This is a genomic window from Microbispora amethystogenes (genome assembly GCF_016863015.1).
Classification (GTDB): Bacteria; Actinomycetota; Actinomycetes; order Streptosporangiales; family Streptosporangiaceae; genus Microbispora; species Microbispora amethystogenes.
The window spans coordinates 77,846-98,790 of the sequence record NZ_BOOB01000054.1 but is presented as its reverse complement, the minus strand read 5'-3'; the positions used below and the strand labels follow the sequence as shown (position 1 = coordinate 98,790).

Below are 20,945 nucleotides of genomic sequence, written 5' to 3'. Positions count from 1 at the left end.
CCGTCGACCCCTGCAACCTGCAGCTGCTCTACCAGGGCCGCAGCCCCAACAGCGGCAACGTCGACTACGGTCTCCTGCCCTACCGCCCGGGCCTGCTCACCCTGCAGCGCTAAGGCATGACACAGGTCCCGCCCGTACGTCCTGACGTGTGAGGGTGGACCTGAAACGGGCGGGCTCGGCACAGCGCCGGGCCCGCCCCCGTCATGTCCGGGGTTCCCGGGGCCGGTCCGAAGAGCGGCGTCAGCAGAGCGCGAGGGCCGTGTGGATCAGGTGCAGGTGGGTGAAGGCCTGCGGGAAGTTGCCCAGATGGCGTCTCTGGACGGGGTCGTACTCCTCGGGGAGCAGGCCGACGTCGTTGCTGAGAGTCAGCAGCCGCTCGAACAGGTCCCTGGCCTCGTCCTTGCGGCCCACGAGGTCGAGCGCCTCGGCCAGCCAGAAGCTGCAGGCGAGGAAGGCGCCCTCGGATCCGGGCAGGCCGTCGACGTCGTTGCTCTCGGAGATCGGATAGCGCAGCACGAAACAGTCGGTCATCAGCTCGCGTTCGATCGCCTCGATCGTGCCGATGACCCGGGGGTCCTCAGGGGGTAGGAAGCCGACGATCGGGATGAGGAGCAGCGCCGCGTCGAGTTCGCGGGAGCCGTACGACTGGGTGAACGTGCCGCGTTCGCGGTCGAAGCCCCTGTCGCAGACCTCGGCGTGTATCCGGGCCCGCATGGCCCGCCAGCGCCGGAGGGGACCGGTGTGGCCGAGCTCCTCGATCGCGCGCACCTGACGGTCGGCCGCCACCCACGCCATGACCTTGGAGTGGACGAAGTGCCGCCGCGGGCCGCGCACCTCCCACAGGCCCTCGTCGGGCTGGGTCCAGCTGCGCTCCAGGAAGTCCATCAGCCGGCTGACGATGGTCCAGGCGTAGTCGTGGGGCGGCATCCCCAGCTTGCGGGCCCGGTAGAAGCAGTTGAGCACCTCGCCGTAGACGTCGAGCTGGAGCTGGCCGGCCGCACCGTTGCCGATCCGCACCGGCCGGGAGCCCTCGAACCCGGCGAGCCAGTCGAGCGTCAGCTCCGGCAGGCGCCTTTCGCCCGCCACGCCGTACATGATCTGGAGGTCCTCCGGGCGGCCCGCGACGGCGCGGAGCAGCCAGTCGAGCCAGGCGCCGGCCTCGGTGACGTAGCCGGACTCGGTCAGGGCGTCGAGTGTCATCGCGGCGTCGCGCAGCCAGCAGTATCGGTAGTCCCAGTTGCGCACCCCGCCGAGATGCTCGGGCAGTGACGTGGTGGGAGCCGCCACGACGCCGCCGGTCGGGCTGTAGGTGAGCGCCTTGAGCGTGATGAGGGAGCGGATCACGGTGGCGCGGCAGCGGCCCGGGAGCCAGCAGCGGGAAGCCCACTCCGTCCAGAACCGGCTGGTCTCGGTGAACTGCTCGCCGGGATCGATGATGCCGGGTTCCGGCTGGTGCGAGGGGTGCCAGGTGAACACGAAGGACCGGCGTTGCCCCGCGGCGATCGCGAAGACGCCGGTGTGCCGGCCGCCGCTGCCCTTCAGGTTGACGGCGGTGTCGATCCAGACCGAGTCGGGCCCGCCGATGGCGTGGAGGCGGCCGCCCAGGCGGCGGGCCCAGGGGACGATGCTGCCGTAGTCGAACCGGATGCTGATCTCCGTGGTCATGCGCACGATCCCGGACACGCCCTCCACGATCCGGACCAGGGCGGGGTTGGCGTGCCGGGGAGGCATGAAGTCGATGACCTTGACGGTCCCCGTGGAGGTCTCCCAGATCGTCTCGAGGATCAGCGTGTCGTCGACGTACGCGCGCCGCGTGGCCATCTCGTGCCCGGCGGGGGCGAGCCGCCAGAACCCGTTGGACTCGTCACCGAGGAGCTTGGCGAAGCATGCGGGGGAGTCGAACCGGGGAAGGCAGAGCCAGTCGATCGATCCGTCGCGACCGACGAGGGCGGCAGACTGCGTGTCCCCGATGAGGGCGTAGTCCTCGATCCGCATGTGGACCACGCTACTCGCGGAGGTGGCGCGGCACCGTCCGGGCGTGTCCCCGAGCCCGGGACGCCATGGATTCGTGAACAGGACCGGTCCGCGGCCTGGTTGCGTGACGGTCCCGTCGCGGCGTCAACTGGCATATGGGTGCAGCCAGTGGGGGAGCATGCCATGACCAAGGACGTCACGTACCGCAGGATCTACGAGGAGTCCTCCCCCGAGGACGGCAGGCGGGTGCTCGTCGATCGCGTCTGGCCACGGGGGATGCGCAAGGCGGACGCGCGGATCGACGAGTGGCTGCGTGACGTCGCCCCCTCCACCGAACTGCGCCGCTGGTACGGCCACGAGCCCGGCCGGTTCGCCGAGTTCCGCCGGCGCTACCTCACCGAGCTGCGCGAGCCCGCGCGGCGGCAGGCCGTGGACCATCTGCGGGACATCGCCGGCCACGACCGGCTGACTCTGCTGACCGCCACCCGCGACGTCGAACACAGCCAGGCCGCCGTCCTCGCCGAGTGGCTGACCGGTGCCGGGAAGCCCAGGACGTGAGCCGCCGACGCCCTCCCGTTCTGCCTGAAAAATACCATCGGACAGGTTTCTCCTCCTAAGACGGCAAGCCTCCTTGTTGTGCAAGTGAGGATGTCACCCAGTTACACAGTGCTGAGGTCAGTGCCGCTGGTCGGGCCTGTGTAGGCCGCCTGTCGCTCCCGGGTGGCGCCGTCCGCAAAGTTACATACCTACGCGAAGGTATGCGATAGTGGGCGAGAAACCACCGGTGACTCAGGGCACCAGTGTCAGCTCCCTAGTGGTGAACGACCGCGCACCGCGCTCCGCCGGGTTCGGCGCGCCATATTCCCCGGCCAGACGGGCCGCCGGCCGGCCACTCCGGCGTCCGTCTGCCGGAAAGTCCGCACTCCCCGATCACCCCACGGATCCCGAGCTTTCGAAGGAACCTGATGAAATTCGGAAACAATCTGCGGATCAAGACCGCCACCTCATGGCTTCCGCCGGACTGCGAGACCGTCGAGGACGCCGTCGCGGCGGGCAAGCTGGCCGCCTCGGACGTCGAGCGGCTCGGACTCACCCAGCTGCCGGTCTCGTCCGGGTGGTCCGGTCCCGAGATGGCGGTGGCCGCCGCCCGCGACGCGATCAGCCGGGCGGGCTGGAGCCCCTCCAAGGTGGGCCTCGTGCTGCACACCTGGATCTATCACCAGGGACATGACATGTGGTCGCCGCCGCACTACGTGGCGAACGAGGTGGGCACCCCCGACGCCCTGTCGTACGCCGTCCAGCAGGGCTGCAACGGGGGCGCGATGGCCCTCCAGGTGGCCGCCATGCACCTGGCCGCCGACCCCGGGCTCGGCGCCGCGCTCATCACCACCGGCGACCGCTTCCTGCCGCCCGGTTTCGACCGCTGGGCCTGCGACTACGGCCTGGGCTTCGGCGACGCGGGGTCCGCGGTGCTGCTGCACCACAACGACCACCACGACGACTCGGAGGGCGACGCGGGGCCGGACGACTACGCCCTCGTGTCCATGGCCACCGAGACCGCCGCCGAGCTCGAGCTGATGCTCCGGCACGGCGACGACTTCAGCCCCACGCCCCTGTGGCACAACGAGTACATCGACCTGCGCCGTCCGAAGAAGTCCTACATGGCGGTGCACGGCAAGGAGAAGTTCAGTCAGATCGCCAGCCGGTCGATCCGCAACGTGATCGTGGACAGCGTGCACGACGCGGGGCTGCGGCTCGACGACCCGCGGATCAAGTACATCGCGCTGCCGCGGCTCGGAACGGGCCTGCTGGACGGCATCTACATGCCGGTGCTGAACGAGGTGCTGAAGGCCGAGGCGCTGTGGTTCGGCGCGGTCACCGGCCACATGGGCTGCGGGGACTTCCTCGCGAACCTGGCCGACCTGCGGGACCAGATGCCGCTTGAGCCGGGCGACTTCGCGCTGGTGATCAGCGGCGGGGCGGCCTGGACCTGGGCCTGCGCCGTCGTGCAGGTGCCGGAAAGGGGCGTCTGATGGGCCTCGGACTCCTCGGCCTGGGCGGCCACGTGCCGCCGGTCGTCATCGACAACGCGCGGGTCGCCGAGTGGGCCGGCGTGGACGAGAACTGGATCGTCGAGCGGACCGGCATTCTGGAACGCAGATACCGCGAGCCCGGGACCGTCACCTCCGACCTCGCGCTGCACGCCGCGCGTGAGGCGCTGGCCGCACGGCCCGACGCGGCGAGCCGGCTGGGGCTGATCATCGTGGGCACCTCGACGCCCGACCAGCCGCAGCCCTCCACCGGAGCGATCCTCCAGGACAAGCTCGGGCTGTCCGGTTTCCCGGCGTTCGACGTCAACGCGGTGTGCTCCGGCTTCCTCTACGCGCTGGGGGTCGCCGACTCGATGATGTCGGCGCGGCTGTCCGGGCAGGGCGGCGAGTACGCCCTGGTGGTCGGCGCGGACGTCTACTCCTCGCTGATGGACCCCGCCGACCGGCGCACCGTCAGCCTGTTCGGCGACGGGGCCGGGGCGGTGCTGCTCGGTCCGGTGCCCGAGGGGTACGGCGTCCTGGACTGGCGGCTGGTCACCAACGGGGAGCACCGCGATCTGGTCGAGGTGACCGGCGGCGGCACCCGCCGGCCGCTGGACGCCGAGGCCCGGGAGGCGGGGGAGCACCTGTTCCGCATGAAGGGCCGTCCCGTACGCGAGTACGCGATGCGCACCCTCCCCAAGGTGATCGGCGAGGCGCTCGACTCGGCCGGGCTCCGGCTGGAGGAGGTGGATCGCCTCATCCTGCACCAGGCCAACACCCGCATGGTCGAGGAGTGCTACCGCGAACTGGGCGTCGACCCCGCCAAGGTGCCGCTCACCGCACCGCGATTCGGCAACACCGCCGCGGCCTCCATCCCGCTCACCCTCCGTACGGAGCACGAACGCCGTCCCTTCCGGCGCGGCGAGCTCCTCGTGCTGGCCGGCGTGGGCGGCGGCATGACAGCGGGGGCCGTCGTCGTCCGCTGGTTCTGAGCCCACCGGACACCTGCTGATAAATCGCGCAAGTGCCGTGAAAGGAGACAAAAATGCCGATGGCTACGGCGGCGGGACACCGCTGCTACGAGCTGTGGGATCCGATGCCCGACGAGGTGCGGGAGGGCGCCAGGCGGTTCGCCGCCGTACAGGCGCTCAACGAGCTGGTGGGCGTGCTGCAGTACGTCGAGTGGCTGGACCGCGCGCCCAGCCACACCAGGCGGCAGATGCTCATGGCCAAGATCCAGGACGAGGTCGGCCACGGGCATGTGGTCGCGCGTGTCGCCGAAGACCTGGGCATGCCGCGCGAACGGATCCTCCTCGACTACCTGGAGGGCCGTACGAAGATCCACAACATCTTCCACTACTCCTTCGCGACCTGGGAGGAGGTCGGCCCCGGACTGCTCCTGACCAACTCGGCCGCGATCACGCAGTTCCAGTCCCTGGCGAAGGGCGTGTACCTGCCGTACGCCCGGGCGCTGCGCAAGGTCGAACGCGAGGAGTCCTTCCACTACCAGCACGCCCTGGACCTGACCCACGAGATCCTGACGCACGGTGACGCCGAGCAGCGCCGCCGGGTGCAGGAGGGGTTCGAGCTGTGGCTGCCGCGAATCCTGGCCTACCTCGGGCCGCCCGACACCGACACCCTGCACACCAACCGCATGTGGCAGGTCGGCCTGAAGCCGGACGGCAACGACGAGGTGCGCCAGGCCTGGCTCAACAAGATCATCCCGGTGGTCCGGAAGCTCGGTCTGCACGTGGACCCCGCGTTGGTGCGTCAGGCGCCCTCGGGCGAGTGGGAGTTCGAGATGCCCGACTGGGCCCAGGTGAAGAAGGTCATCGCGAACGGCGGGCCGTCGTCGCAGCGGCGGCTGGACTGGGTGCGCCGCGCCCTGGACCGCAACGCGCCGTACCGGCGCGCGCTGCAGGGGGTGGCGTGAATGCCGCACATCCCGACCGACTCCGACGTCTACGAGGTGTTCGCGCAGAGCGGCCACGGCACGGCTCTCAACCATGTCGGTTCCATCGTCTCGCCGCGCCCGGACGCCGCCTGGCACCTGGCCAAGGAGACCTACGGGCGCCGCGACGACCTCGTCAAACTCTGGGTGGTCCGCCGCACCGACATGATCGTCTCCAGCGCGGACGACCGCGGCCTCCTCGCCGCGAAGACCCGGATGCCGTACCGCCAGCCCGGCTTCCCCACCGCACGCCGCCGCGACCGCTCCGCCTCCCCGCCTGCCGTCGCCGCCCCGCGGGAAGGCCGCGACAGCGGCCTGACCGAGCGCCGCGACGACGCGCGCGAGCCCGGGCTCACCGACCTGTGGCTGGCGCTCGCCGACGACCTGTTCGTCCTGGGCAACCGGCTGGGCGAACACATCGTCGACTACATCGACCTGGAGGAGGCGCTGGCGGTCGGCTCCATCGGGCAGGAGGCGCTGGCGCACGCCGGGACGATCCTGGTGCTGTGCGGCTTCGACCAGCCCGCTGCGGACGCCCGCTTCTTCGACCGGGCGCAGGCGCAGTGGCAGGTGTCGCGCGTCGTCGAGCGGCTCACCGACTGGCCGTCCCTCGTGGCCGGCGGCCTCGTGATCGCCGCGGCCGTCGCCGTACTCGCCGAGCAGACCGCGGAAGCCGCGCAGACCGCAGGGGCCGAGCAGACCGCGGGGGCCGAGCCCGGCGCGGCGTGGCTGCCCGCGATCACCGCCATCCGCGACGAGCAGCTGGTCCACCTGGACCACTGGCGGCGGTGGGCGCGGGCGCTGGCCGCCTGGCCCGAGACCCGGACGGAGTTCGCGCGTGCCTACGCCGAAGTGACCGAGCGCGCCGGCGACATGTTCGGTGCCCGGCCGCAGTCACCGGCACAGGGAGTCCCGGCGGGCGCGGCGCCCGCGGGTCCGGCTCTGGCCGTGACACTGCACGAGCGTCTCGCCGCGCTGGTCGGCGAGAACGGCGGACCCGGATCGCGCCTGCCGGACGGCCCGGGGACGCGGACCTGGGGGGTGGGCGGGAGCGCACTGGCCGACTCCCTCTCCCGCGGCCGCACGGTCCGTGACGAGTACGCCCCGGGGGTGTTCAGTTGAACGCCGACCAGCTCGGTGACGAGGTCACCGATCAGCTCAACGGCCGGTTCACCGACCGGCTCGCGGATGTGGTCGCCGGCGTGAGCGATCCGGAGATCGACGTGGGCCTGCGCGACCTCGGAGTGCTGCGCTCGGTGTCGCTGACCGACGGCCGGATCCGCGTCCACCTGACCCCTACGCGGATCAGCTGCCCCGCCGTCGGTGAGATCGCCCGGCGAGTGCGGTCCGCGCTCGCCGAGGCGGCACCGGGATACGGGATCGAGATCGTGTGGGAGCGCGGCGCGTGGCAGCCCGCGGCGGTGACCGTCGCCGGCCGGGACGCGCTGAGCAGGGGCGGCTATCGCGTGGCGGGCACCGCCTCCAGCTGCCCCTACTGCGGCAGCGAGGACGTCGAGCAGGCCGGCCGCTTCGGCGGAGCGGTGTGCAAGGTCCCGTACGACTGCCGCGGCTGCGGCTCGACCTTCGACGTGATCGGCACGGCCGGCTGCACCGCCATGCTCCCCACACCCGAGCCCGTGCGAGGAGGATCACGATGAGACTCAGCGGAAAGACCGCCGTGATCACCGGGGGCTCCCGGGGCCTCGGCCGGGCGATCGCGGAACGCTACCTGCAGGAGGGGGCGCGGGTGGTCTGCGCCGCCCGCAACCCGTACGACATCAAGGAGGTTCTCGACCTCGCCCCCGGCCGCTGCGCCTACGTCCCGGTCGACGTCACCAGTGACGAGTCGGTCACCGCGCTGATGGACGAGGCCGTCGAGCGCTTCGGCGGCATCGACATCCTGGTGGCCAACGCCGGCGTGAGCCGGGACGGGCGGGTGGACCGGCTGCCGGTCGCCGACTGGCAGGACATGGTGACCACCAACCTGACCGGGGTCTTCCTCTGCACCAGGGCCGCCGTCCCCCACCTGGAGCGCAGCGGCGCCGGCCGGATCGTCAACGTCTCGTCCAGCATGGCGACCCGGGTCGCCATCGGCGCCGCCGGCTACTGCGCCACCAAAGCCGCGGTGGAGATGTTCACCAAGGTCAGCGCGATCGAGCTCGCCCCACGCGGCATCCTCGTCAACTCTCTGGCCCCGGGGATCCTCGACGAGGGGATGGGCCGGCAGCTCACCGGCAACGACCGGATCTGGTCGCGCTACAAGACCAGGCTGGCGCTCGGCCGGCCCGGCCACGCGGACGAAGCCGCCGACGCGGCGGTCTTCCTGGCCGGTCCCGAGTCCTGCTACGTCAACGGCCACGTGCTGGAAGTGAACGGAGGCCTGCTGTGGTCATGACACCCGTCCCCGAGGTGGATCACCCGGCCGCGTGGCTGGACGTCGACGGCGCGGTGGGCGTCCTCCGCCTCGACCGGCCGCCGCTCAACGTGCTCGACCGCGCGGCACAGGCCGCGTTGCGCCTCGCCGCCGAACGGGCCGCGACCGACGAGCGGGTCCGCGCGGTGGTCGTGTACGGCGGGCCCACGGTCTTCTCGGCGGGGGCCGACATCAAGGAGATGGCCGCGATGACGCACGCCGAGATGGTCGGCCACGCGGCGGTGCTCCAGGCGGCCTTCGACGCGGTCGCCGCCATCCCCAAGCCGGTGGTGGCCGCGATCAACGGGCCCGCTCTCGGCGGCGGCTGCGAGCTGGCGCTGACCGCCGACGCGCGCATCTGCGGCAGCGAGGCGCGGCTCGGGCTCCCCGAGGTCCTGCTCGGCGTCATCCCCGGAGCGGGCGGCACCCAGCGGCTGCCCCGGCTGATCGGTCCGGCGAGGGCCAAGGAGCTGATCTTCAGCGGGCGCCAGGTGGGCGCGAAGGAGGCACTGGAGATCGGTCTGGTGGACCAGGTCGTGCCGACCGACCAGGTACTGGACAGCGCACTGCGCTGGGCGCGGCGCTTCGAGACAGGCCCGGCGCTGGCCCTCCACGCGGCGAAGACCGCCATAGACGCGGGCCTGGCGACCGATCTGGCCGCCGGGCTCGCCATCGAACGGTCGGTGTTCGCCGGACTGTTCGGCACCCATGACCGTACGAGCGGCATGCAGGGGTTCATCACTGAGGGCCCCGGCCGCGCACGCTTCACCGGGAGGTAGTCACCATGAATCCAGCGACCGTCGAGTTCCAACGCGCCCGCGACCACCTGCTGTCCTCCTACGGGGACCTGCCGCGCGCCCGGGCCTTCCCCAGGCCCGCGGTCGGACAGGACTTCAGCTGGGTCGCGGACTGGTTCGATGTGATCGCCCAGGGGAACGACGCCATAGCGCTGCGCGTGGTCGACCTCGACCAGCGGGGCGAGGTCGTCGCCGACACCGCGCTGAGCTTCGCCGAGCTGGCCGAGCGCTCCCAGCGGGTCGCCCGGTGGCTGCGGGCGGCCGGCGTACGGCGCGGGGACCGAATGCTGCTGATGCTCCCCAACCGGGTGGAACTGTGGGAGTGCCTGCTGGCCGCGTTCCGGCTGGGCTGCGCCGTGATCCCCGCGTCCGTCCAGCTCACGCCCGACGACCTGGCCGACCGGCTGGAACGCGGCGGCGTGGGGCACGTCGTCGCCGAGGCCGGCCTCACCCCCAAGCTGGCACGACTGAGCGGCGGACGCACGTGCATCGCCGTCGGCGGCGCGGTGCCGGGCTGGCTGGACTACCAGGGGGCCTATGCCGCCGAGCCGCTCCGGGAGGCGGTGCGGACCCGGCCCGACGAGCCGTCGCTCATCTACTTCACCTCGGGTTCGACCAACCGTCCCAAGCTGGTCGGGCACACGAGCGTGAGCTATCCGATCGGCCACCTGTCGACCATGTACTGGATCGGCATCCGGCCGGGCGACGTGCACCTCAACATCTCCTCGCCCGGGTGGGGAAAGCACGCCTGGAGCAACCTGTACGCCCCCTGGAACGCGCAGGCGACGGTCATGGTCGTCAACCAGCCGAGGTTCGCCGCGCGTCCGCTGCTCGAAATGATGTCGCGCTACGCCGTGACCACCTTCTGCGCGCCGCCCACCGTCTGGCGAAGCCTGCTCCAGGAGGACCTCACGCAGTGGCCGGTCTCGCTGCGCGAGGCGGTGGCCGCCGGGGAACCGCTGAACGGGGAGGTGGTGCGCCGCGTCCGCGAGGCGTGGGGGGTGACGGTACGGGACGGCTACGGGCAGACCGAGACCACCGCCCAGATCGGGACTCCGCCGGGCATGCCGACCGTCGACGAGGGGCTGGGCTGGGCGCTGCCGGGCTACGAGGTGGCGCTGCTGGACCCGAACACCGGCGTCCCCATCCCGGACGGCGCCGGGGAGGGCGAAATCTGCCTGCCGCTGGACAGTCGCCCACTCGGTCTGATGAGCGGATATCTGGGCAACTCCGAGGCGACCGCCCACTGCATGCGCGGTGGTTACTACCACACCGGCGACATCGCCACCCGGGACGCCGACGGCCTCTTCCGCTACACCGGGCGGGGCGACGACCTCTTCAAGGCGTCCGACTACCGGATCTCCCCCTTCGAGCTGGAGAGCGTGCTGCTGCGGCATCCGGCCGTCGCCGACGCCGCCGTGGTGCCGTCACCCGAACCGCTGCGACTGGCCGTGCCCAAGGCGTACGTGGCGCTCGCCGCCGGCTACCCGCCGGAGGCCGAGACCGCACAGCTCATCCTCGCCCACGCCCGCGACCAGCTCGCGCCCTACAAGCGGATCCGCCGCATCGAGTTCGCCGAGCTGCCCAAGACCGTCACCGGCAAGGTCCAGCGCACCGAGCTGCGGCGGCGGGAGGAGCAGCGGAGCTCGCGGTCGGCGCAGGAGTGGTGGGAGGAGGACTTCCAGAACTAGGTCGTGTCTGACGGATCATGTTCTGCCGCGCGGCGGACAGCCTTTATCAGACACTCCCTGGCCCCCCGGCGACGTGAGCGGGCTGTGCGACGGGCGCGCGTTCCCCCGCACAGCTCGCCCGCCCGGGCCGACTACTCCCCGGAGACGAAATGAATGCCGTCATCATAAGCAGGGGTCAACGCAGACGAGCCGTGTTGAGCAGCCTCATCGGGAACAGCATCGAATGCTATGAGTTCCTCGTCTACGGCACGTTCTCGACGCTCTACTTCAACAAGCTGTTCTTCCCTTCGTTCGACCCCGCCACCGGCACCCTGCTGTCCCTGTCGACGTTCGCGGTCGCCTTCGCGGGACGGCCGCTCGGTGCCTTCGTGTTCGGGCACTTCGGAGACCGGATCGGCCGCAAGGCGACGCTGGTCACCACTCTTGTCATGATGGGCGGCGCGACGGTCCTGATCGGCCTGATGCCCACCTACGCCACCATCGGCGTCGCCGCCCCCATATTGCTGAGCGTCCTCCGGTTCATCCAGGGATGCTCCCTCGGCGGAGAGACGAGCGGTGGGTTCCTGATGGCGCTGGAGAGCGCCCAGCCGAACAGGCGGGGCTTCCTCACCGCCGTCGTCGGCACCGGCAACGCCTGGGGACTGCTGCTGGCCAACGGCGCGCTCCTCCTCGTCACCGCGTTGCCGGACCGGCAGGTGCTGTCGTGGGGATGGCGACTGCCGTTCATCTTCAGCGCCGTGCTCGTGGGCGTCGCCCTCCACGTCCGGACGCGGCTCGCGGAAACCCCCGAGTTCGAGCGGTCGAAGGCCGAGGGCGCCGTCAGGAACCGGCCGGCGATCGACGTTCTGTCACGGTACGGCCTGATCACCCTGGGCGCGTCGCTGGCGATGCTTCCCATGTTCCTGGTGTTCTACCTCGGGTCGGTGTTCTCGCTCAAATACGGCGCGGCCATCGGCGTGGGCCGGCCCGTCATGCTGGTGCTGCTCGTCGCGTCGTGCGTCTTCCTGATCGTCGCCATGCCGTTCTTCGGATGGCTGAGTGATCTCTTCAACCGCAAGGCGGTCTTCGTCGGCGGCGTCGTCGCCATGACGGTGGCGCCGTTCGCCTGGTTCCCGTTGCTGGACACCAGGTCCCTCCCTCTGATGGCTCTCGGTTTCCTGCTGCTGTTCGCCGGGTTCGCCGCGAGCTACGGCGTGCAGGGGGCGTTCTGCGCACGGCTGTTCCCCACGGTCGTGCGGTATTCCGGCATGTCCGTCAGCTACAACGTGAGTGGGCTGCTCGGCGGCGCCGTCAGCCCGATCATCGCCGCGGCGCTGCTCGACAGGTTCCACAGCTGGACGCCGATCGCCGTCTACATGGCAGCCGCCGGCGTGATCGCTCTGGCCGCTTCGGCGTTCCTGCGGGAACGCTCCGACAGCACGGCCGTACGGCGTGCCGCCGTACCGTCGGCGACCGCCACGTCCCCCGGCCTCACGACCGCCAGAAGCTGATTCCAAGCCTCAGGCGGAACCGGTGGAGGTCCCCGTGCAATCCCCAGTGAGCCCGTGCAATCCCCAGTGAGGGAGTACCGCATGTCGTCCCTGTCCGCTCCCAGATGTCCTGTTCTCGATCCCACAGGCGCTTCGGTCCACGCCGAGGCCGCCGCGCTGCGCGCCGAGGGGCCGGCGGTGCTGGTGGAGCTTCCCGGGCCCGTACGCGCCTGGGCGATCACCCGGCACAGCGTCATCCAGGCGCTCACGAACGACCCGCGCGTCTCGCGTGACTCCCGCCGGCACTGGCCCGGCCTGGCCGACGTGCCCGAGGGCTGGTCGCTCGCCGCGCTCACCATGCAGGAGAGCTTCTTCAACTTCTACGGAGAGGAACACCGCAGGTCCCGGCGCCGCGTCGCCCCCTCGTTCTCGCCGCGACAGGTCGAACGGATGCGCCCGCGGGTCCAGGCGACCGCGGACCGCCTGGTCAAGGCGCTGGCCGCCCTGCCCCCCGGGGCCACCGCCGACGTGCGCCACGCCCTGGCGCTGCCGCTGACCATCACCGTCATCTGCGACCTGTTCGGCGTCCCCGAACACATGCGCGCGGGGATCGGCAGCGGAATCGACGGGGCACTGGACTCCTCGCTCGACGCGGAAGAGGCGGTCGCCGCCCACACCGCGCTGTACGACCGGCTCGGCGAGCTGCTGCGGTACAAGCGGGAGCATCCGGCCGATGACCTGACCAGCGACCTGCTCCTGCCGGCCGAGCCCGGTGCGGAGCCGATGTCCGAGTCCGAGCTGCTCGGCACCCTCTTCCTCATGATCGGCGCGGGTCACGAGACCACCGTCAACCTCATCACCAGCGCCGTCCAGGGCCTGCTCACCCATCCCGAGTACCTCGCCCGGATCCACGAGGGCGCCATCACCTGGCAGGACGTCATCGAGGAGACGCTGCGCATCGAGGGGCCGGTCATGCACATGCCCATGCGCTCCGCGCTGGAGGACATCGACCTCGGGGAGGGCGTGGTCATCCGCAAGGGCGACGCGATCACCATCGGCTTCGCCGCCGCCGGCCGCGACCCGGAGCTCCACCCGCACTGCCCGGAACGCTTCGACCCCACCCGGGCCGGCAAGGAGCACCTCGCGTTCGGCCACGGCCCGCACTTCTGCCTCGGCGCGCACCTCGCCCGCCTGGAGGCGGAGATCGCCCTGACCACGCTGTTCCGAGAGCTGCCCGATCTCGCCCTCGCCCACCCCGGAGACGTGCCCGCCCGCCTGACCTCGTTCATGATCAACGGCCCCGTGGGCCTGGAGGTCGTCCCCCACCCCGCATGACCGTACGGACCGGCATGACCGTACGGAACCCGGCCGCCGGAGGCGCACCGCGCCTCCGGCGGCACTGTCATGCCGCCGGCCGCCCGGTCCGAGGACGTCCCCGGCCTCACCGCCGGCCCACCGCCTGGGCCGCCCGACCTTGTCATACGTCGTGCCGGAGGCGCGCATGAAAGTTCGTGCCGGAGGCGCGCATGAAAGTTCGTGCCGGAGGCCGCGTGGGAGCTCCTGCCGGAGGCGCGCGGGGGAACGTGCGCCGAAGCCGCGGGGAAGCGGGGCCGGCACAGTGGCACCCGCGCAGTTGCAGTGGAGCGTGGACCCGGTCCCGGTCCCGGTCCCGGACCCGGACCGGGCGGCCGACCGGCGTAGGCGCGGCCCCTGCGGAGAGCGCGGCGGCGGACCGGCGCCGGGAGGCCAGACGCTTCCGGCCGGGGACGAGAGGCGTCGGCGGGAGCGTGGGGCGTCGGCGGTACCGCGAGGCTTCGGCCAGCGAACGCGCGGGGATTCGGCGCGAGGATTCGGCAGTAACGTGAGGCTTCGGCAGGAATACGAGGCTTCGGCAGGAATACGAGGCTTCGGCAGGAATACGAGGCTTCGGCGGGAATGCGAGGCTTCGGCGGGAATGCGAACGAGGCGGCGATCTGGCTGATCGCCGCCTCGTTCACCCCTCGCGCTGTGCCGATTTGGTCAGGTCCACAGCCCGCCGATCGCCATGGGGGAGCGGTGGCGAAGAGTGTTGTCCATCTGGACGTGCCGGGCGACGCGCTCGGCCTGGTTGCGGGTGGCGGCGATGAGCAGCGGCATCACCGACCCGGCCTCGGGCAGGCCCGCGTAGTACAGGCCCGGCAGCGTGCCCATTCCCCTGCGGTGCACCGGCAGGCCGTCCTGGTCGAGCGCCTCGGCGGGCAGGATCCCGTAGTCGGGCACGAAGCCCGTGGCCCAGATGATCGTCGTGATGCCGCAGGCGACCAGGTCCAGCGTGCTGCCGTAGTCCTTGATGAGCGAGGGGTCATGCTCGGGGGCGGGGTCCGCCTCGGGGACGACCAGCCCTTGCTGCTCGATCGCCGCGTCGATGGCCTTGAGCAACTCGCTCTCCTTGTGGGCGGCCGCCTGCGCCACGGCACGGACGTTGTCCTCCAGGCGCAGGACGCCGCCATGCGCGCCGCGGACGGAGCCGACGAGCGTGACGCCCTTCGCCGCCAGGATCGGCAGGCTCAGGTCCTGGCCGCCGTCCTTCCCGCTGAGCACCGACACGCCGGGCAGCACGGGGGAGTCACCGTGTCCCCCCGGCTGTCCGCCCGACGCGGTCTCGAGGTTGCCCTCGGGCAACAGCAACTGCAGCCAGTCGAGGATCTGCGCGCCGCGGTAACGCCGGGGCGCGGTCTTGTGTCCTCCGACCGCGAGGTACACCTCCCGGCCGGCGTCGCGGAGGTCGTCCGCGATCTGCTGGCCGCTGTTCCCCGCACCCACGACGAGAACCGCGCCGCTCGGCAGGGACTCCGGGTTGCGGTAGTACCGCGCGTGCAGTTGCGTGACCGAGAGGTCCACGCCCGCGGCCACCTCCGGCACGCGCGGCGAGGAGTACCCGCCCAGCGCCGCGACGACGTTGCGGGCCTCGACGGTCCCGCCGTCGTCCAGGTGGACGCGGAAGCGCGCGCCCTCGTGGAGCGCCTCGCCGATCGGGAACTCGACCATCCGGACGCCGGTGCGCTCACGGACCTGGATGCCCATCGCGGCCACGTAGCTCCGGAGACGTCCGGCCACCTCACGGGCCGGCATGTACCCCTCGGGGTCGTCCCCGTCGTACGGCCAGTCCGGAAAGGCGACCGTCCTGTTCGGCGTGTTGACGCGCAGGCTGTCCCAGCGTTCGTTGGCCCACGCCTGGCCGATCTCGCCACGCTCGATCACCAACGCCTGGTAGCCCAGCCGGGAGAGCGCGCCCGCGACCGAGCATCCCTGCTGGCCGCCACCTATCACCACCGTCTCGGCGAACTCCGTTCCCATCCGTTCATTCCTCTCCGCAGCGAAATCAGAACAGCGAAATCAGAACTGGGTCCGGGGCAGCACGACGACCTTCCCGGTGGCCTGGTCGTTCTCCATGTACCGGTGCGCCTCGGCGATGTCGCCGAGGTCGAAGACCCGGTCGACGTTGGGCCGGTAGACGCCGGCCTGGACCTCGTCGACGACCCGCTGCAGCACCGGCGCACCGGCGGCGCCCTTGAGGCTGTCGCTGTGGAAGGCCGTGAGCTTCGTGCCGGGCGGGATCATCGCGATCGGCTCGAACTCCCTGATCAGCCAGCCGCTGAGGGAGCCGGACACGCACACCGTCCCGCCGCGGCGCACGAGCTTCAGCGAGTCCGGCACCGTGGCCGTCCCGATCAGGTCGAGAATGTAGTCCGGGCCCTCGGGCCAGACCTCGCGCACGGCGTCCGCCAGTGACCCGCCGTCGTCCAGGAGCACGTGGTCGACTCCGACCGCGCTCAGGGTGTCGGCCTTGTCCGGGCGCCGGGTCGTGGCGGCGGTCCGCAGGCCGTGGGCGGAGGCGATCGACGCCGCCGCCATGCCGACCGACGAGGTGCCGCCGCGGATCAGCAGGCGGCCGGGCGCGCCGGGCACGATGCCCAGCGCGTCCAGCGAGCCCTGCGCGGTCAGGTACGTCTCCGGCAGCGCGGCCAGGAGGTCCCAGGGCAACGTGGTGGAGACCGGCATGAGCAGCGAGTTCGGCAGCAGCGCGTACTCCGCGTACCCACCGTCGAACTCGCGGCCCATCTCGCCCATCACGGCCGCGACGGTCTGGCCGACCGGCAGCGCGGCGTCGGTCGAGACCGCCACCGTTCCCACGCACTCGATCCCGAGCACCCGGGGGAACTTCACGTTCGGCGAGTGCCCCTGACGGGTCCTCAGCTCCGACCGGTTCAGGCCGGCGCCCTCCACCCGGACGAGGCTCCAGCCCTCGTAGACCGAGGGCACGGGCAGCTCGTGGATCTCGAGCACCTCCGGGCCGCCCGCCCGGACACAGACGGCGGCGCGCATCGTCGCGCTCATCTCGGTTCAGCCTCCGGTGACCTCGAGCGACGGCGCCCAGCGCGGAATCTCACCGCGGCCGGAGGGCAGCCGCAGGCTGCGGGCGTAGCTGTACTCCTGCAGCGTCTCGACGGCGTGCTCGCGGCCGTACCCGCTGGCGCCCACACCGCCGAACGGGGTGCCGGTGAACGAGCGGTTGTAGTGGTTGACGAACACGATGCCCACGCGCAGCTCCCGGCTGAACCGCATGGCGCGCTCGGTCTCGCGGGTGAACACCCCGGCGACCAGGCCGAACTCGGTGCCGTTGGCGATGCGGACCGCCTCGGCCTCGTCGCGGAACGGGATCACGCAGACGACGGGCCCGAAGATCTCCTCCGTGGCGATGCGCATGTCCGGGGTGACGCCGGTGAACAACGTGGGCGGGACGTAGTAGCCGTCCGCCAGCTCCGGGTCGGCGGGCAGCGCCGCCTGGGCCGCGATCGTGGCGCCTTCGCGGACGCCGAGGTCGATGTAGTCGAGCACGCGCCGCCGCTGCTCGGGGGTCACCAGCGGTCCGACGTGCGTGCCCGCGTCCGCGCCGTCGCCGACCTTCAGCCGGTTGACGGCGTCCGTGAGCCGCCGGACGACCTCCTCGTAGCGGTCCACGTGGACCAGCACGCGCGAGGCGGCGGTGCAGGCCTCGCCCTGGTTGAAGTAGCCGCCTTCCACCGCCCACGGCACGGCCGAGTCGAGGTCGGCGTCCTCGAAGATGACCAGGGCGTTCTTGCCGCCGAGCTCCAGCAGGGTCGGCGTCAGGTTCTCCGCGGCCGTACGGATCACGGCCTGGCCCGTGGTGGGCGCGCCGGTGAAGGAGACCTTGCCCACGAGCTTGTGCCCCGCGAGCTGCGCCCCGACCGCGCCGGTGCCGGGCACGATGTGCACGACGTCGTCGGGGAGGATCTCCTGGGCGATCTCGGCGACCCGCATCACCGACAGCGGCGCCTGCTCCGGCGGCTTGATCACCACGGCGTTGCCGGCCGCGAGCGCGGGGGCGATCTTGCCGGCGGTGTGCAGCGGGGGCCAGTTGAACGGGATGATCGCGCCGATGACGCCGAAGGGCTCGCGCAGCGTGATGTCGATCATGCTGCCCGAGTCGCGCGCCTGGCTCGGGATCGCCTCGCAGAGGCCGGCGAACATCTCGAAGATGGTGGGCGCGCCTTCGAGGTCGAAGTTGCGCGCCTGGGTGAAGGGCTTGCCGTTGTCGCTGGACTCGAGCGCCGCGATCTCGTCGGCGTGCTCGCGGATCGCCTGGGCGACCTTCCACAGCCACTTGCCGCGCTCCCGCGGCGTACGGGCCTTCCACGCGAAGTGCGCCTCGTGCGCGGCGCGGACCGCCTGGTCCACCTGCTCCGCGCCCGCGCCCTGGACGACCACCAGCGGCCTGCCGGTCGCCGGGTTGTGCACGGTGAACCGGTCCGCCTCGTCCTGCGAGGACCAGCGCGTCCGCACGATCTGAGCGGTATCGAAGGTCGTGGTCACGACAGCCTCTCTTTCAGCACCGAGGCGATCCGCTCGGCGATCACAATGGTCGGAACGTTGGTGGCCACGCGCGGCATCGCCGGGAAGACGGAGGCGTCCGCGACGGTGAGTCCCTCGACGCCGTACACGGCGCCGTCGGTGTCGACCACGGCGTCCGGATCACGGCGCGGACCCATCCGCATCGTGGAGCTGCCGTGGTTGTAGTGCGCCGGAGCACGCCGGATCGCGTCCGCGAGCTCCTCGTCGCTCACGCCCGGACCCGGCACCCGCTCGTCCACCAGGAGGTCGGCGAGCGGCTGGGTGCGCGCGATCCCGCGGGCGATGCGCACCGCGTCGGCGACCCGTTCGGCGTCGTCGGCGGCCGTGTAGAGCCCGAGGTCGATGATCGGCGCGTCCTCCGGGTCGCGCGAGGCGAGCCGCACGCTGCCCCGCGAACGGGGCTGGACGCAGGAGACGAAGAAGACCATGTCCCAGCCGGTCGGGTGGTTCTCGACCGGCGGAACGATCATGGCGGGCAGGCTTGCGGTCGGCACCGCCGCCGACGGCAGGATCTGCACGTCGAAGTCCGGCTCGCCCGGTCCCGTGGCGACACTGAGCACGCTGCCGAACATCTGCCGCGCGCCGCCCTCCGGCGGCTTCGCGACGTGGATGTTCCAGAAGGCGGGGTGCTCGGTGAGGTTGCGACCCACACCCGGGAGATCGGCCAGCACGTCGATGCCGTGCGCCGCGAGCCCGGCGCGGTCTCCGACGCCGGACCGCATGGCGATGACCGGGGTGCCGTAGGCGCCGGCGCTGAGCACGACGTGCCTGGCGTCGATCTCCTCACCCGAGACGAGCCGGACCCCGCGGGCCCGGGTGCCCCGGAACAGCACCCGGTCGACCGGCGCGTCGCCGCGCACCCGCAGGTTGGGCCGGTGGCGGACCGGGTTGAGGTAGCCGACCGCCGTGCTCAGCCGCAGGCCGTCGGCCGCGCTGAGCGGGGTGTGCGCGAAGCCCGGCGCGCCCGGCGCGTTGAAGTCGTCGACCATCGGATAGCCGAGCCGTGCGCTCGCCTCCGCCATCGCCGCGACGTGCGGGCCCAGGTCCGCCGCCGTGCTCAGCGTGATGCGGTAAGGCCCGCCGAGGCCGTGAAACTTCTCCTCGCCGTACGGGTAGTGCTCCATCTCCTTGTAGAAGGGGAGCATCTCCGGGTAGCCCCATGCGGGCCCGGCCAGGTCCGCCCACGCGTCGTGGTCGGACGGCCGGGCGCGCATCGCCACGCAGACGTTGACGGAGGAGGACCCGCCGATGATCCGGCCGCGGGGGACCGGCACCTCGTTGCCGAACGCGTCCGGGACCGATCGGTAACCCCAGTCGTAGGAGTACGGCGCGTAGTGGGCGTCGGCGACCTCCGCCGGCAGCTCCTCGACGGTCGCGAAGTCGGGTCCGGCCTCCAGGAGCAGGACGGACAGCCGCGGGTTCGCGCTCAACCGGTTGGCGAGGACGCAGCCTGCGGATCCGCCGCCGATCACGATGACGTCGTAGGTCATGGTCACTCCTCCCTCGACGCGGTCCTACACGTACCGGGGGCGGCCGACGACGAACCCGAGGACCAGGTCGACGGCGAAGACCACGGTAAGCATGACCATCGGGACGGCCCAGCCGCCCGTGGAGCCGTGCAACACGCCGAACAGGAACGGCCCGCCGATGGCGATCAGGTAGCCGAAGCCCTGCGACATGGCCGAGATCCCGGCGGTCTCGGCCGCGGTGCGGGTGCGCAGCGCGAACAGGCCGAGCGCGATCGGGAACACGCCCATGCCCGCTCCCCACAGGAGCGACCACAGCCACGGCACCGACGTCGGCGAGACGAGCATGCCGATCGTGCCGACGATCTCCAGGCCCACGAGCCCGGCGATCCACCACGACTGGCTGCGGCTGCGCATCGCGGCCGGCACGACCACCATCGTGACGGGCAGGGCGGCCGCGACCAGCAGGGCGAGCAGCAGCCCCGACTCCTGCTTGCTGATGCCCGCGCCGGTGAAGACGTTCGCGGCCCAGCCCATCAGGACGTACGAGCCCGCAGCCTGCAGCCCGAAGAACCCGGTGATCAGCCACGCGAGCGGGCTGCGCAGCAGCAGCGTGCGCTCCGCCGGCGCGGCCGGGCTCGCGCCGAGCAGGCCGGTGCGGCGCGTCCCGGCGACCCAGACCAGCAGCGCGCCGATGGACAGCAGCGACCACGCGGCCAGGGTGACCCGCCAGCCGCCGATCTGTTCCTGCAGCCACGGGGTCGCCGCGGCGCCCACCCCGCCGCCGACCATCAGGGCGACGGTGTAGACCGTGGTCAGCAACGGGATCCGCGTTGGGAACGCCTGCTTGACCACGACCGGGATGAGCACGTTGCCGAGGGCGATGCCGGACGCCGCGACGAACGTGCCGGCGAGCATCACCCACGGGCCGCCCACGACCCGCAGCAGCAGCCCGGCGGTGAGCACGACCAGACCGGCGCCGACCGCCCGGGCCAGGCCGAGCTTGCGGGCCGCCAGCGGCGCCGCCGCGGCGGCGATGCCGAAGCAGAGGGTGGGCACGGCGGTCAGCACGCTCGCCCAGAGCAGGGAGGCGCCGAGCGACCGGCGCACCTCGTCGAGCAGCGGGCCGACGGTGGTGATGGCGGGACGCAGGTTCGCCGCCGCCAGGGCGACGCCCACCATCAGTAGTGGCGTCCCAACCATGGCGGCGTTCCTCTCGACCGCCACCGGTGCGACTT

Annotated in this window: 18 protein-coding genes; 12 read left to right on the top strand and 6 right to left on the bottom strand. The window is 71.8% G+C overall.

The window, feature by feature from the left end; translation table 11 throughout:
* Positions 1-113, top strand: a 113-nt coding sequence (locus tag Mam01_RS37925; protein ID WP_507762937.1) for a non-reducing end alpha-L-arabinofuranosidase family hydrolase, incomplete at its 5' end; no start/stop codon positions are given.
* A 127-nt stretch (positions 114-240) separates the two neighbouring features.
* Here the strand turns inward: Mam01_RS37925 and Mam01_RS31305 are convergent.
* Positions 241-1,995 (bottom strand): glycoside hydrolase family 15 protein, encoded by a 1,755-nt coding sequence (locus tag Mam01_RS31305; protein ID WP_204288789.1) that lies wholly within the window; start codon positions 1,993-1,995, stop codon positions 241-243.
* A gap of 162 nt (positions 1,996-2,157) precedes the next feature.
* Here Mam01_RS31305 and Mam01_RS31300 point away from each other — a divergent pair, with 162 nt between their 5' ends.
* The 11 genes from Mam01_RS31300 (at position 2,158) to Mam01_RS31250 (ending at position 13,663) form a co-directional block, all read left to right on the top strand.
* The gene (locus Mam01_RS31300; protein ID WP_204288788.1) at positions 2,158-2,532 is read left to right on the top strand and encodes a DUF488 domain-containing protein; all 375 of its coding nucleotides are present in this window, start codon (positions 2,158-2,160) and stop codon (positions 2,530-2,532) included.
* Positions 2,533-2,939: 407 nt separating this feature from the next.
* Positions 2,940-4,007: a ketoacyl-ACP synthase III family protein gene (locus tag Mam01_RS31295; protein ID WP_204288787.1), complete on the top strand. Its 1,068-nt coding sequence runs from the start codon at positions 2,940-2,942 to the stop codon at positions 4,005-4,007.
* Positions 4,007-4,999 carry a 3-oxoacyl-ACP synthase III family protein gene (locus Mam01_RS31290; protein WP_204288786.1) on the top strand — a complete coding sequence of 331 codons (993 nt, stop codon included), beginning with the start codon at positions 4,007-4,009 and terminating at the stop codon, positions 4,997-4,999. Before Mam01_RS31295 ends, Mam01_RS31290 begins: the two co-directional genes overlap by 1 nt.
* 53 nt (positions 5,000-5,052) lie before the next feature.
* A complete protein-coding gene (locus tag Mam01_RS31285) occupies positions 5,053-5,940 on the top strand; it encodes a Phenylacetic acid catabolic protein (protein ID WP_204288785.1) in 888 nt (295 codons plus the stop codon).
* Complete coding sequence (locus tag Mam01_RS31280; protein WP_204288784.1) at positions 5,941-7,080, top strand: Phenylacetic acid catabolic protein; 1,140 nt, start codon at positions 5,941-5,943, stop codon at positions 7,078-7,080.
* A complete protein-coding gene (locus tag Mam01_RS31275) occupies positions 7,077-7,616 on the top strand; it encodes an iron-sulfur cluster assembly protein (protein WP_204288783.1) in 540 nt (179 codons plus the stop codon). The genes Mam01_RS31280 and Mam01_RS31275 overlap by 4 nt, the downstream gene beginning before the upstream one ends.
* Entirely contained in the window at positions 7,613-8,353 is a 741-nt protein-coding gene (locus Mam01_RS31270) for an SDR family NAD(P)-dependent oxidoreductase (protein WP_204288782.1), read from the top strand. Before Mam01_RS31275 ends, Mam01_RS31270 begins: the two co-directional genes overlap by 4 nt.
* Positions 8,350-9,150, top strand: coding sequence for an enoyl-CoA hydratase/isomerase family protein (locus Mam01_RS31265; RefSeq protein WP_204288781.1), 801 nt, complete (start codon positions 8,350-8,352; stop codon positions 9,148-9,150). The genes Mam01_RS31270 and Mam01_RS31265 overlap by 4 nt, the downstream gene beginning before the upstream one ends.
* A 5-nt stretch (positions 9,151-9,155) precedes the next feature.
* Positions 9,156-10,859, top strand: coding sequence for an AMP-binding protein (locus Mam01_RS31260; RefSeq protein ID WP_204288780.1), 1,704 nt, complete (start codon positions 9,156-9,158; stop codon positions 10,857-10,859).
* Between the two features lie 194 nt (positions 10,860-11,053).
* Positions 11,054-12,349: an MFS transporter gene (locus tag Mam01_RS31255; protein ID WP_204288779.1), complete on the top strand. Its 1,296-nt coding sequence runs from the start codon at positions 11,054-11,056 to the stop codon at positions 12,347-12,349.
* Positions 12,350-12,430: 81 nt separating this feature from the next.
* Positions 12,431-13,663, top strand: coding sequence for a cytochrome P450 family protein (locus Mam01_RS31250; RefSeq protein WP_204288778.1), 1,233 nt, complete (start codon positions 12,431-12,433; stop codon positions 13,661-13,663).
* 684 nt (positions 13,664-14,347) lie between these two features.
* On the opposite strand, the gene Mam01_RS31245 is transcribed toward Mam01_RS31250, so the two are convergent.
* Genes Mam01_RS31245 through Mam01_RS31225 form a run of 5 tightly spaced genes read right to left on the bottom strand, consistent with a single transcriptional unit; the run spans position 14,348 to position 20,934 of the window.
* Positions 14,348-15,664, bottom strand: coding sequence for a flavin-containing monooxygenase (locus tag Mam01_RS31245; protein WP_204288777.1), 1,317 nt, complete (start codon positions 15,662-15,664; stop codon positions 14,348-14,350).
* A 39-nt stretch (positions 15,665-15,703) separates the two neighbouring features.
* Entirely contained in the window at positions 15,704-16,705 is a 1,002-nt protein-coding gene (locus Mam01_RS31240; protein ID WP_204288776.1) for a zinc-binding dehydrogenase, read from the bottom strand.
* Between the two features lie 6 nt (positions 16,706-16,711).
* Positions 16,712-18,202 carry an aldehyde dehydrogenase family protein gene (locus tag Mam01_RS31235; RefSeq protein ID WP_204288775.1) on the bottom strand — a complete coding sequence of 497 codons (1,491 nt, stop codon included), beginning with the start codon at positions 18,200-18,202 and terminating at the stop codon, positions 16,712-16,714.
* Positions 18,199-19,731 carry a GMC family oxidoreductase gene (locus tag Mam01_RS31230; RefSeq protein WP_204288774.1) on the bottom strand — a complete coding sequence of 511 codons (1,533 nt, stop codon included), beginning with the start codon at positions 19,729-19,731 and terminating at the stop codon, positions 18,199-18,201. The genes Mam01_RS31235 and Mam01_RS31230 overlap by 4 nt, the downstream gene beginning before the upstream one ends.
* A 24-nt stretch (positions 19,732-19,755) precedes the next feature.
* The gene (locus tag Mam01_RS31225; protein WP_150938218.1) at positions 19,756-20,934 is read right to left on the bottom strand and encodes an MFS transporter; all 1,179 of its coding nucleotides are present in this window, start codon (positions 20,932-20,934) and stop codon (positions 19,756-19,758) included.
* Positions 20,935-20,945: the final 11 nt, after the last annotated feature.